A 13417-nucleotide genomic window follows, 5' to 3' on the forward strand; every position below is an offset into this window, starting at 1 on the left:
TTGATAGATATCATAACAGAGATCATCAAGGCATCGATAGGAAGAAGCCGTTTATAATCTATAATATGGCAGCTTAAATTCAACTTAGAAAACAGAAATCTTGGTCCAACAAAACGAGGGTACTATATACAGTACAAACATACTGCATTGTTTAGTTAAGTGCTTTTAATAGAAGTTAAAGAATGCTAAAAGGTACAGTTTTTAAATCATGAAAGATTTATAAACAGAAAAAGCTTGGATCCCCACCCAAGCTTTTCTACTAACCACTATTTACTAACCTAATCTCTATGAAAAAACGGTAACCAGCCGTCTACAGTACAAACATACTGCATTGTTTGGTTAAGTGCTTTTAACAGAAGTTAAAGAATGCTAAAAGGCACAGTTTTTAAATCTTGGAAGATTTATAAACAGAAAAAGCTTGGATCCCCACCCAAGCTTTTCTACTAACCACTATTTACTAACCTAATCTCTATGAAAAAACGGTTACCAGCCGTTTACTTTACAAACATACTGCATTGTTTAGTTAAGTGCTTTTAATAGAAGTTAAAGAATGCTAAAAGGCACAGTTTTTAAATCATGAAAGATTTATAAACAGAAAAAGCTTGGATCCCCACCCAAGCTTTTCTACTAACCACTATTTACTAACCTAATCTCTATGAAAAAACGGTTACCAGCCGTTTACTTTACAAACATACTGCAATGTTTAGTTAAGTGCTTGTAATAGAAGTTAAAGAATGCTAAAAGGCACAGTTTTTAAATCATGGAAGATTTATATACAGAAAAAAGCTTGGATCCCCACCCAAGCTTTTCTACTAACCACTATTTACTAATCTAATCTATTATCTATGAAAAATTTTTTATTCTTTGTTTGCTTTACGAATATACCGCATTGTTTGGTTAAGTACTTTTAACAGATGTTAAACGATTATAAATTGAAATGAATAAGTTTTTTTGTGGAAAAAAACCTAGGCTCTCACCCAGGTTTTTAATCTAATCAATAACCCTAATCTTAATCTATGAAAAACTTTCTTAACTGTCATGTTTTATAAATATACGAAAATCTTTGATAAACGTACATAAATAGATGTTAAAAATCCTTAATGTGATGTAATTTTTTTTTAACACAATTAGGAATTAGAATTTTTGATTGATTTATATTCAAATTAATTCATCTTTTAAGCAGAATTTGTCCATCATAAATAATAAGTTTTCCATAGCTCGGGGAATTTATCTAAATTAGGCCTTTAGCAAAAATCAAACTTCTATTATAACCCAATGAATGAGTCGGTATTAAATGCTTTAATGCAACTATTTGCGATTGTTGTTGATGAACAACAACATGGTTTTGAGGTGGCCGCCAGAGAGGTTGTCTCAAAATATTTAGAGAAGCGCTTTAGTAAGGAATGGCATGAAAGGTATTTATCCAATTTCGATCGCTATCTAAAAGAGTCCTATTACGATAAAGGTCAAAAGGATACAATTCAAGATAAACACAAGCAGGTTGCTCAGGTTTGTGCAAAATTAGTCGAGGAAGTAGAACAGGAACAGAAAGTCTGGATCATGTTGCAGCTTCTTGAATTTATTGATGATTCGGAGTTTACAGGGCCCGAGGAGTTGAGTTTTGTGAAAACTGTTTCGAAGGCATTCAAAATTCCTAAAGATGAATTTGAACACAGTCTTCAGTTTATTTTAGGAACCGAATATTCAATTCCTTATAATCCGTATTTATTAATTGTTGATGCTAATGAAACCTTTGAGCATGAGGTGGTAAAGCATATTTGCAGTCCCCGACTGCGAGGACGGCTATTTATTCTCCACTTAGAGAGTACCAATACTTTTTTGTTGAAATACTTTGGAGAGTATAACCTTTTTCTAAATGGGCATAACGTTAAACTAGATCGTACTTATCTGTTGTCTTATGGATCAGTGATTAGAAGTCATAGAATTGATCCGATTTATTATTCTCAGGTTGTATCGGTATTTATTGAGAGAAAAAATCATTCCGATATTCGTTTTGTTGCTAAAAACATCGAATTTAAGTTTCCAGGTTCTAATAATGGTGTTTTCCCGGTTAATTTTCATGTTGAATCGGGCCAACTGATTGGAATAATGGGAGGAAGTGGAACGGGGAAATCTACTCTTTTAAATGTATTAAATGGGAATTTGCCACTAAATCAGGGGGATATCTATATCAATGGTTATAACCTTCATAAAGATAGGGAAGAGCTTGAAGGGGTTATTGGTTACGTTCCTCAGGATGATTTGCTGGTGGAAGAACTAACGGTTTACCAGAATTTGTTTTTTAATGCTAAGCTTTGTTTCGACAATTTAGACGAGGAAACAATCGAAAATATTATTGATGATACCATCGAAAGTTTTGACTTGGTGGAAGCCAGAGATTTAAAGGTTGGGGATCCGATTAATAAGGTATTAAGTGGTGGACAAAGAAAGCGTTTAAATATTGCATTAGAATTGATGCGAGAACCTTCGGTTTTGTTTGTTGATGAGCCTACTTCGGGTTTGTCGAGCATGGATTCGGAAAAGGTGATGTTGCTACTGAAAAGACAGGTTTTAAAAGGAAAATTGGTGATGTGTAATATTCATCAACCATCATCAGATATTTTTAAATTGTTGGATAAGTTAATCATTATGGATCAAGGAGGTAAAGTGATCTATTTTGGAAATCCGATTGATGCAGTTGTTTATTTTAAAACGCAAAGTCAGTATGTTAAGGCGGATGAAAGTGAATGTTTGACTTGTGGTAATGTGAATTCGGAGCAAATCTTAAGAATTGTGGAAACCCGAATGATGAACGAGTATGGCAAGCAAATTAGAAAAAGAAAAAGAAGTTCCGACGAGTGGTACGAACTTTATAAAGAGAATATTGAGGCAAAGCATCCGGTAAAGGTTCCGAAGCGGAAAAGGTTAATTCCAATAAATTATTTTAGTATTCCTAAACGAACCGAGCAATTAAAGATTTATTTGGAACGTGATGTAAAAGCGAAAATCAGTAATAAGCAATATATTTTAATTACTCTTTTGGAGGCTCCTATTCTAGCGGTTATCTTGGGGTACTTTACGAAATATATTAGTGGTTCGGCCGACGATTCTACGGCTTATATATTTTCGAATAATGAAAATATTCCTTCCTTTATTTTTATGGCAGTGGTAGTTTCTCTTTTTCTAGGATTAATTATATCTGCAGAGGAAATTCTTCACGATCGAAGAATCATGAAAAGGGAATCTTTTTTGAATTTAAGTCGCTTTAGCTATCTGAATTCTAAAGTGATAATTATGCTTGTAATTTCGGCTATTCAAACCTTACTATTTGTTTTGGTTGCGAATACCATTCTGGAAATTAAGGGATTAACTTTTGAATATTGGTTAGTGCTATATACTGCATCGGCATGTGCTAATATGATTGGCTTAAACTTGTCGGCGGCCTTGAATACGGTGGTGGCTGTTTATGTATCCATCCCGTTTATTTTAGTGCCTCAACTCTTGTTTTCCGGAGTAATTGTGAATTTTACCAAATTACATCCAGCCATTACTTCACAAAAATATGTGCCCATTGTTGGCGATTTAATGACTTCGCGATGGGCTTACGAGGCTTTGATTGTTGAACAGTTTAGAAACAATGATTTTGAGGATCAGTTTTTTGATTACGAACAAAAAATGAGTGAGGCTTCGTTTCGATCCTCCTTTTATATACCGGAAATAAAACAGCGTTACCAAAATTGGTTGCAAACAAAGAATTTAAAGCAATTTCAGGTATTAAGGAATGAATTTGGAAAATTGGCTGATTTATATGAACTACCAAGTGGAGTAGAGCTAAGTGAAAACGGATTAGTGAGTTCTTCGGATGACTTAATGGATTGGTTGAAGAAAATTAAGCAAAACGGATGGACTGACTATAAAACAGAGTCGGATAAAAGAGATCAGGCTTACCTAAACTTATTGGAACAATACGGAGGTAAAAAAGAATTATTTGAATTTAAACAAAAACATTATAATGAAGCTATTGAGCAAATTGTTTTAAATCGAAGAGAGCTAAATAAAATTGTTGAATTTGAAAGTGAACTAATTCAATTAAAGGATCCGATTTTTCAAATTCCTTCGAATAAAGTGGGAAGGGCACAATTATTTTCTTCTCAGAAAAGACTTGGCGATTATTTGATTGATACTTTCTGGTTTAATGTGATTATTGTTTGGTGCACCAGCATGTTTTTTTACTTTACACTTTATTTTGATGTAGTAAGAAGATTCTTGCTTCTGGTTGAAATATTATGGGTTAAAATACTTCCCGAAGGTCATATTCGGATTACAAGAAAACGTCTGAAGTAAGAGATTTATATAGAGGTTGATTTTTAATCAGCCTCTTTTTTTATGAATTGTTTTTACTAATCGATTACTAAGACTCATTCTTAATATCGCCACAGTGTAATAAAAAGCGATTTCCATGTGTTATTTTAGTCGTATTTGGTCAGTGTTGTATCCTATTTTTGTAAATAGAATTATGGGTAGAATTACACAAATACAAAGTATGTCCCTTCACGATGGACCCGGAATAAGGACAACAGTCTTTACCAAAGGGTGCAATATGCGTTGTGCTTGGTGTCACAACCCTGAAACGTGGAGTTCAAAATTACAAATTCAATTTCTTAAAAATAAGTGCATTGATTGCAAAGCTTGTTACCCGTCTGCTACTACATCCGATTTTACGCCAAGTTTATTAGTGAGGCCAAATCAATATTCTATTTCGGAATCGATTACAATTGCAGAATCTTGCTATACAGGTGCTTTAGAAGTTGTTGGAAAAGACGTGTATGTTGATGAGTTACTAAAAACAATTGAAAAAGATCGCGAATTTTTCGATGAATCGGGTGGAGGAATTACAATTTCAGGCGGAGAGCCATTACTGCAAGCTGAATTCGTAATCGAAGTATTCAAAAAGTGCAAACAAAAAGGAATTCATACCGCTATTGAAAGCAACCTACATTCAAATTCCGAAATTGTTAAAAAAGTAGCTGAATATACCGATTTGTTTATGGTTGATATTAAATTGTGGGATTCGGAAAAGCATAAAAAATGGACTGGCTTAGGAAATGAATTGGTGCTTGAAAATATCAAGCTTTTAAATGTGCTTGGAAAGAAATTGATGATACGCACTCCTGTTGTTCCTGGCGTTAATGATAATGTGGAGGAGTTGAGCTCGATTGCAAAGTTTGTGAATGAATTAGATTGTTTGGAGACCTACGAATTGTTACCATACCATAGTCTTGGAAATGGCAAATACATAGCCTTAGGAATGGAGAATGAAATAACGAAGTTCGATCAAATCAGTAAAAGTCATTTTGATTATTTACAGGATGAAATGGCCTTGCTGTGCAAAAAATTTAAAAAGAATTAAGAAAGATATATCATGAAGACAAAGTACGACGATAGAATTGCTGTGTTGAGAAAAAAGAAACAGAATCAGACTGAGGATAAGATTCAAATTGAAGGTTTGTTGGATGAGGATGATTATGGAAGAATTGCTCCTCCGAAAGAAGGTGCTTGGGAGATTATTCCCAATCATGAAGATGGATCTTTTTATGGTGTACAAGGTTGGACTGATAATTTTTGTGATTTAATGGAGAAACATCCTACTTATGTTGATCCTAACGATGCTTTTGCCGGAAGATGGATGTACTTCATGTCTAAAATGAGACCTAATCTATTCAAACCAGAATTTTCATACGATCATCTAAAACCTGAAATTGAAAAATACAACATTATTGATGGTATTGGCTTTGATGCTCATTTTGCTCCTGATTACGAATTAGGGTTGAAATTAGGCTGGGGTGGTATCTTGGAAAAAATTAGAAAATACAGAGATGTAAATGCCAAAGATGAAGAAACTAAATTGTTCTACGATTCGCACGAAAGAGCGGTTTTGAGTATTCAAATTTGGATTAAAAATACAATTAAAGAAATTAAGCGTAAGATTGATAGTGAGATTGATGCTGAATTAAAAACTAATTTAGTAGAAATGCTTACGGTAAATGAGAACATTTTGAATGATGCTCCTCAATCTTTTCGAGAAGCTTGTCAGTGGATTATTTGGTATCACCTGGCATCAAGAACGTATAATCGTGATGGTGCTGGCGGACAGTTGGATACACTTTTATATCCATTCTATTTAAAAGATAAAGAAGCCGGAATTATAGATGATGAAGCCGTGGTTTATCAATTGGCTTGTTTCTTAATTAATGATCCAATTTATTGGCAAATGGGTGGTCCGGATGGTAAAGGGGGAGATATGACCAATCATTTATCTTATTTGATTCTTGAGGCAGGTGATAAGGTGAATACCTCTTTAAATTTAACCATTCGTGTTCACGATCAATTGGATCAAAAATTCTTGAAAAAATCAGTAGAATTACTCATAAAAAATAAGAATGCGTGGCCACGTTATTCGGGAGACAAAGCGCTTGTTGAGGGGTTTATGAGAAATGGTTACAATGAAGAATTAGCAAGGAAAAGAATAGCAGTAGGTTGTAATTGGATGTCGCTTCCTGGTTTGGAGTACACCATGAACGATTTGGTGAAAATTAACACGGGAAGGGTGTTTCAAGTCGCATATAATGAGGTGATTGATGGCGGTTTTAAAGAGGCATCCACCGATAAATTGTATGCTATTTTCCAAAAACATTTGGTAATTGGTGTAAAAGCAACTGCAGATTGTATTCGCTTTCAATTAGAGCAACAGCGATATAATGAGCCTGAATTACTATTAAACTTGTTGAGTTACGGTCCTTTAGAGAAAGGCTTGGATGCAAGTGCAGGAGGTGCAGCATATTATAATCTGGCAATTGATGGGGCAGGATTGGCAACAATAGCAGATTCATTTGCGGCACTTCAGCAGAGAATCGAGGAGGAAGGTAAAATTACTTGGGAAGAACTGGATTATCATTTAAAAGGCAATTGGGAAGGAACCGATGGGGAGAGGATTCGTCAATTAATGAATCGCAGTGATCGTTACGGACAAGTAGATTCACGTGGTGATATTTGGGCAAAAAAGATTTCGGAAGAATTTTCTCAATTAGTAAAAAATGAGTCGGATGAGGAAAAAGGTCATTGCTTTATTCCTGGCTGGTTTTCATGGGCAAATACGGTTGGTTTGGGAAAGGCTTTAGAAGCTACACCTAACGGACGATTTGCTAAGGCGCCAATTTCTCACGGTGCTAATCCACATCCAGGATTTTCAAAAGATGGTGCGGCCACTTCAATGGCTAAATCAATTGCGCAAATTCAGCCAGGATACGGAAATACAGCTCCAATGCAATTAGAATTGGATTTATCCATGGCAAAAGGCGATCAGGTTGATAATTTTATCGCTTTGATAAAGACTCACTTCAAGTTGGGAGGAACTTTAATCAATGTAAATATTGTTGACCAGAAGAAAATATTGGAGGCACACAGAGATCCATCCAAATATCCTGATTTGGTAGTGCGTATTACGGGATTTACCGCCTATTTTGCGATGCTAACTCCTGAGTTTCGGCAACTGGTTGTGGATCGAATTTTAGAAAACTAAGATGGGAGATTTAAAATTAATGCAGGAATATGCGCATAAAGGGGAAGGATTTTCTCCTTTGTATATTAGTGGAGAGTGGCAGGTGGCGCAAATAAATTATGCTCCTAATCAAGCTATTGGAAGCATTACAAGTATCGATATTCATTTTAAAACAGATGAATTATTTGTATTGTTGAAAGGGACTGCAATTTTAATAGCTGCAATAAGAAATGATGGTAAAGTTCTTTCTTTTGAAACCACTCTGATGAAACAAGGTGTTGTTTATAATATACCTAAAATGGTGTGGCACAATATCGCACTTGAGCCAACTGCCGAGGTGCTAATTTTCGAAGATAAAAACAGTCATTTGGGAGAATATGAAATTGTGGATCTTTCGCTTGAGGAACAAAAAAGCTTAACACAACAACTTAAAAAAACTATATTCGATAATACCCAAATCGGAGCAACTAAATAATACCCAACAATAACAAAACTATGACATCTAAAACTCAAAAAACAAACAAAAGCTATCTATTGTTTATAGCTCTGGCAGCTGCTTTTGGTGGCTTTCTATTTGGTTACGATACTGCCGTAATTTCTGGTACTATAGGATTCGTGAAGGATAAATTTGCATTGGATACCGTAATGGAAGGCTGGTTTGTAAGTTCAGCTTTGGTAGGTTGTATTGCAGGAGTTGCTTTTGCGGGAGAATTATCGGATCGTTTCGGAAGGAAAAAATCTTTAATCGTATCAGGATTACTATTTTCAATTTCAGCAATCGGTTGTGCCGTTTGTGGTAGCCATACAGAATTGATTATTTATCGATTAGTAGGAGGTTTAGGTGTTGGTGTAGCTTCTATGTTATCGCCTTTATATATTTCAGAAGTGTCTCCGGCCAACATTCGCGGACGTATGGTGGCACTTTATCAGTTCGCAATTACCTTAGGAATTCTTTGCGCTTATTTTGCTAATGCCTTGCTACTTGGTGATGGTGGTTCGGGTGCTTCTTTTACCGAAGGAAGTTTGTTGCATAAAGTTTTTGTAAGTGAGGTTTGGCGATCCATGTTTGGAAGCGAGGCTATTCCTGCACTTTTATTTTTTGGAGCAATGTTTTTGGTACCCGAAAGTCCAAGATGGTATGCATCAAAAAATAAAAATGATGAGGCTGGTGCAGTCTTAGTGAAAATTCATGGCGAAGATGTTGCTAAAAAAGAATTAGAAACTATTAAAAAGGCAATAGCGAAAGAAGGAGATAGCTCATGGGCATTACTATTGCAACCAGGAATTAAAGTTGCTGTTTTGGTAGGTGTTGCTTTGGCCTTATTATCACAGTTTACCGGAATTAATGCAATTATTTATTACGGTCCCAGAATTATGGAGGAAGCGGGCTTAAAGTTAAGTGATGCTCTTGGAGGACAGGTAGTTATTGGCACGGTGAATGTGGTAGCTACCATTTATGCGATCCTAAAAATTGATAAGTTTGGGCGTAAAAATTTAATGAAAGGCGGAATCACAGGAATGTTTCTTTCTTTAATTGCCGTTGGAGTATTATTCCTCTTAGATCTCACTCAGGGATATTTGTTGATTGTTTTCATATTAACCTTTATTACTTCATTTGCTGTCGGGTACGGACCGGTTATTTGGGTATTGTTATCTGAAATTTATCCAACTAAAGTTCGAGGTCGCGCAATGTCTGTTGCTACTCTTTCAGTTTGGGTTGGAACTGCTATTATTGGTCAGGTGGTACCATGGATGTTAGATACGCTTACACCAGCAGGAACATTTTTTATTTTTGCAGCATGCTGTATTCCTGTTCCATTTATATTGAAATTGATTCCTGAAACAAAAGGAGTATCCTTGGAAGATATTGAGAGTGCTTGGGTGAAAAACGAGAAAAAGTCATAATTCCGTAAGCTTTCTGCAATTAACGCATTTTTCGAAAGATTAATCTATAATTAAAATAAACTTAACCGATTGATCATTAAATTACTATTGAAATATTAAAGAATGCAAACCTATAATAAAATGAAAAAACAAAATTATTTATTTCTCCTGATTGTATTGCTTGCCGTAGCCTGTCAACCAAAAGTGGAAAAGAAAGAAGATGTGAAAATTAGTCCTGTTGCTCAGGAAGTAAAAGATGAATTTGTGAGAAGTTGGGATGCGTACAAAAAGTATGCATGGGGCCACGATGTGTTGTTGCCTTTATCTAAATCTCATCAGGATTGGTACGAAGAATCTTTGCATATTTCTCCAATTGATGCCTATAGTACTATGAAGGTCATGGGATTGGATGCACAGGCAAAAGAGGTGGAAAACTATTTGATAGATAGCATTAGCTGGGATAAGGATTTGTTTGTGAAGACTTTCGAAGTTAATATCCGTATTATGGGTGGTTTATTAGCTATGTATGAATACAATCCAGATGCTAGAATTCTTAAAAAAGCAGAAGATTTTGGACAAAGAATGTTGAAAGCTTTCGATTCGCCAACCGGAATTCCTTACTATTGGGTGAATTTAAAAACAGGTGCAACCAAAGGTGCTAAAATTAATTTGGCCGAGGCTGCTTCCTACATGTTCGAATTAGGAATCTTGAGTTACTATACGGGGAATCCCATTTATTATCAGACAGCGAAAAAAGCAAATCTGGCAATTTGGGAACGTCGATCGGATTTAAATTTGGTAGGTGATTTAATTAATGTGGAAACAGGGGAGTGGCTCAACGATCATTCTCATATTTGTGCTGGTGCTGATTCTTATTACGAATATTTGTATAAGAGTATGCTGTTGTTTGGAGACAAGGATTCGAAGAAAATGTGGGACGAAAGTATTGTTGCAATCAATAAATATGTTGCTGAGGAAACAGATTCTACTTTGTGGTATGGACGTGTTAACATGTATAGTGGTGCAAGAGATTGTATTGATCCTCACAGTGGAAGACAATTTGCTAGTATTGTAACTTTATACGATGCATTTTTTCAATCAATTCTGGCTTTGGATGGTGATGTAAGAAGAGCGGAAAAAACGCAGGATACTTGGAATGGACTTTGGAATAAGTATGGTTTAGAACCAATGATTTACGATTATAAGCAAGAAGAACCAACCTATCCGGTTTACGATCTGAATCCTGAAATTATTGAATCGGCTTACTACTTGTATCACATTACCGGAAAACAAAAGTATTACGATATGGTGACTCAGTATTGGTCTGATATTAAGAAACACTGTAGAACAGAAGTTGCTTTTTCTTCTGTTGAAGATGTAAGAACAATGGAAAAGAAAGATTATATGCCAACATTCTTTTTTGCAGAAACAATGAAATATTTGTACCTAACATTTACCGAGGAAACTGGTGAGTTTAATCTAGATGATTATGTGTTTAATACAGAGGCTCATCCATTTGCAAAAAAATCTTTCGATCCAATAAAAGTGAAGAAGAATTTAGGACTTGAATAATTCTATAAATTAAATTTTAGTTGGGCTGATTTTCAAAAATCAGCCCTTTTTTTCGAATAAAAAATTCTATTTTGCAAGGAATAAATCACCTAAAGCCAATATGAAATTTAATCTGGATGCTTTTCTTACCGATCCCAAAGAAGTTTTTCACCTAGCGCGCATTACATTGCGCTCCAAAAGTGATATTCAAATGCATACGCATGATTACGCGGAAATTTTCTGGATTGAGGATGGGGAAGGATTTCATTTAATAAATGGAGAGCGAGTGAAAATTTCTCCTGGTTATTTGTGCACGCTTCGTCCGACTGATAAGCATACATTTATAGCAAAATCAGCAACAAAAGGATTAACAATTACTAACCTGGCATTTAGAAGTAGCACATTAGATTATTTTCGCGAGAGATATTTTCCTGATACCAATCTTTATTTTTGGAGCAAAAGTCATTTGCCTTTTAGTTTTCGAGTTCCAAAAGAAGAGTTGTGTTTGCTTAGTGGCAAGGCCGATCAGGTTATTAATCAACGAAAGAACAATATTCATTTGGACAGATTGCTCTTGTTTATTTTCGAGATTATAGAACCTTCATATGCTAGTTTTAATCCAGAAATGCCTTACTGGCTTCGGTCAGCTCTCGAAAACTATAATTCGCCAGTTCAGTTTCAAAAAGGAGTTGATGGTTTTCTATCTCAAGCAAATAAGTCTCTCGATCATTGCAATCGAATTTTAAAAAAGCACACAGGAAAAACCTTAACGGATACCATTAACGAATCGAAAATAAAGTACGCAGCTCGTTTATTAGTGATGACAGATGCTTCGGTAAAAACAATTGCATCTGATTGCGGGTATGGAAATATAGGATACTTTTATCGGGTATTTAAAACACATTTTAAGATGTCTCCAAAAGATTACCGAATTTATAATAAAAGGATTATTTAAATCGAAAGATGTGTTCTTTTTAGGAGAAATAAAAAAAGGTCATTAAGTTCGCTTAATGACCTTTTTTTCTTCGGTAAAGTTTTACAAATGTTTCAAAATTTCCTCAGCATTCGATCTGTTTTTGTAATCGGGATCGTATTGAACGTATTTCACAATGCCATCTTTTCCAATTACATAAGTTGCAGGAACAGGAAGTGTTTGGGTATCATTTCCGTTGGCAACGGCTAGGTCAATACCATATCCTTTGTATTTTTCCTGTAATTGCTCGGGCAATACAAAATCGACACCATATTGCTTCATTATCTTGCTGTTTTCATCGTAAAGAATAGAATAGCTAGCCTTTGTTTTATTTATTGTCTTTTCTACATTCACAGTAATTTCGGGGCTTATTGCAACCAATCGCGCACCAGCTTGTTTAAAATCGTTAATATGATCTTGTAGGTGAGAAAGGTGCTTGTTGCACAGCGGACACCATTGTCCTCGGTAGAAGACCACAATTAACTGTTCGTTCTCTAATATTTCATCACTTATAATTGTTTTTCCATTTTGATCTATAGCCTTAAACATAGGCGCTTTTTGTCCAGCCACTATGCTACTTTGTTCTTTTTGTCCAAAACTTATAAAGCTAATCAGCAATAGTATTGCTGTGAATAATTTTTTCATGTTGCTTGTGTTATCATTAATAATAAAATACAAATTACTCTTTTATTTTTCACTATTCAAACAACTGTATGGTTTTAGAGGCGTTAATGATTTGTTAATGCGATAATTGCAAAAAAAAATCCCTTGCGCAAACAAGGGATTAGACTACTGATTTAGTAGCAACTTATGCTTTTTGTAATTTTTTAATTTTATAAGTGGTGTTTACGCCAGCTTGGTGAAATAAAATACCTACCGGACATGTTTTTAAAGTTTGTTCCAAGCACTTGTTAATTTTTTCTTCGCTTGCTTCCGTTTCAATTCTTAATTCAATTTCTACGTCAGTAAAGGTGGGCGCATCATCTTTTTGAGATCCGATAGTATCTACTTCAAGAGCAGTAAAGTCAATTCTCATTTTTTTTGCAACGATATTGAAAATTGTATTCACACATCCCGAGTAACTCATTAAAAGTAATTCTAATGCGCTTGCTCCGGTATCTGTTCCTTCTTTTTCTTTCGGAATATCCGATATCACTTCGTGTCCTCGATTATTGGTGATTTTAGAGGCTAAGCCTTCTGTCCAAGTTGTAGTCGCTTTCATCTTGTATTTTTATTTGTTATATATTTTACCTTGTAAATATATATAATTATGTAGATGTAACTAATGTTTTTATTTATTTAACAGCATATCAGAAATGTTTTCAGTTAAGTAATTGATAATATGTCAAATTGACAGGTATTTTTTAATTATTCAGACATTTTTTCTATCTGTTGATCAAATGATAGGTTTGGCAAATATTTTGAACGACTAGCTTCGAATTGCAATTAGT

9 protein-coding genes are annotated in these 13417 nt (G+C 34.9%); 7 read left to right on the forward strand and 2 right to left on the reverse strand.

The window, feature by feature from the left end:
• The first annotated feature begins 1275 nt into the window (after window positions 1–1275).
• The 7 genes from BZG02_RS17385 (at window position 1276) to BZG02_RS17415 (ending at window position 11948) form a co-directional block, all read left to right on the forward strand.
• A complete protein-coding gene (locus tag BZG02_RS17385) occupies window positions 1276–4344 on the forward strand; it encodes an ATP-binding cassette domain-containing protein (RefSeq protein WP_101263027.1) in 3069 nt (1022 codons plus the stop codon).
• Between the two features lie 115 nt (window positions 4345–4459).
• A complete protein-coding gene (locus tag BZG02_RS17390; RefSeq protein WP_101263028.1) occupies window positions 4460–5410 on the forward strand; it encodes a glycyl-radical enzyme activating protein in 951 nt (316 codons plus the stop codon).
• 12 nt (window positions 5411–5422) lie between these two features.
• Window positions 5423–7579, forward strand: a complete 2157-nt coding sequence (locus BZG02_RS17395) for a pyruvate formate lyase family protein (protein WP_101263029.1) — start codon at window positions 5423–5425, stop codon at window positions 7577–7579.
• 1 nt (window position 7580) lies between these two features.
• Window positions 7581–8033 carry a cupin domain-containing protein gene (locus tag BZG02_RS17400; protein WP_101263030.1) on the forward strand — a complete coding sequence of 151 codons (453 nt, stop codon included), beginning with the start codon at window positions 7581–7583 and terminating at the stop codon, window positions 8031–8033.
• 20 nt (window positions 8034–8053) lie between these two features.
• Window positions 8054–9463, forward strand: a complete 1410-nt coding sequence (locus tag BZG02_RS17405) for a sugar porter family MFS transporter (RefSeq protein WP_101263031.1) — start codon at window positions 8054–8056, stop codon at window positions 9461–9463.
• 120 nt (window positions 9464–9583) lie between these two features.
• The gene (locus BZG02_RS17410; RefSeq protein WP_180335770.1) at window positions 9584–11014 is read left to right on the forward strand and encodes a glycoside hydrolase family 47 protein; all 1431 of its coding nucleotides are present in this window, start codon (window positions 9584–9586) and stop codon (window positions 11012–11014) included.
• Window positions 11015–11114: 100 nt separating this feature from the next.
• Window positions 11115–11948, forward strand: coding sequence for a helix-turn-helix domain-containing protein (locus BZG02_RS17415; RefSeq protein ID WP_101263033.1), 834 nt, complete (start codon window positions 11115–11117; stop codon window positions 11946–11948).
• Window positions 11949–12029: 81 nt separating this feature from the next.
• Here the strand turns inward: BZG02_RS17415 and BZG02_RS17420 are convergent, their stop codons facing one another.
• Window positions 12030–12611: a peroxiredoxin-like family protein gene (locus BZG02_RS17420; RefSeq protein ID WP_101263034.1), complete on the reverse strand. Its 582-nt coding sequence runs from the start codon at window positions 12609–12611 to the stop codon at window positions 12030–12032.
• 163 nt (window positions 12612–12774) lie between these two features.
• Window positions 12775–13188, reverse strand: coding sequence for an OsmC family protein (locus BZG02_RS17425; protein ID WP_101263035.1), 414 nt, complete (start codon window positions 13186–13188; stop codon window positions 12775–12777).
• Window positions 13189–13417: the final 229 nt, after the last annotated feature.

It is taken from the genome of Labilibaculum filiforme (genome assembly GCF_002843315.1).
In the GTDB taxonomy this organism is placed as follows: Bacteria; Bacteroidota; Bacteroidia; order Bacteroidales; family Marinifilaceae; genus Labilibaculum; species Labilibaculum filiforme.

Bases quoted from the DNA above. Each gene is read 5' to 3' on its own strand.
- BZG02_RS17385 (WP_101263027.1), top strand. From the start codon at position 1,276: ATGAATGAGTCGGTATTAAATGCTTTAATGCAACTATTTGCGATTGTT.
- BZG02_RS17390 (WP_101263028.1), top strand. From the start codon at position 4,460: ATGTGTTATTTTAGTCGTATTTGGTCAGTGTTGTATCCTATTTTTGTA.
- BZG02_RS17395 (WP_101263029.1), top strand. From the start codon at position 5,423: ATGAAGACAAAGTACGACGATAGAATTGCTGTGTTGAGAAAAAAGAAA.
- BZG02_RS17400 (WP_101263030.1), top strand. From the start codon at position 7,581: ATGGGAGATTTAAAATTAATGCAGGAATATGCGCATAAAGGGGAAGGA.
- BZG02_RS17405 (WP_101263031.1), top strand. From the start codon at position 8,054: ATGACATCTAAAACTCAAAAAACAAACAAAAGCTATCTATTGTTTATA.
- BZG02_RS17410 (WP_180335770.1), top strand. From the start codon at position 9,584: ATGAAAAAACAAAATTATTTATTTCTCCTGATTGTATTGCTTGCCGTA.
- BZG02_RS17415 (WP_101263033.1), top strand. From the start codon at position 11,115: ATGAAATTTAATCTGGATGCTTTTCTTACCGATCCCAAAGAAGTTTTT.
- BZG02_RS17420 (WP_101263034.1), bottom strand. From the start codon at position 12,611: ATGAAAAAATTATTCACAGCAATACTATTGCTGATTAGCTTTATAAGT.
- BZG02_RS17425 (WP_101263035.1), bottom strand. From the start codon at position 13,188: ATGAAAGCGACTACAACTTGGACAGAAGGCTTAGCCTCTAAAATCACC.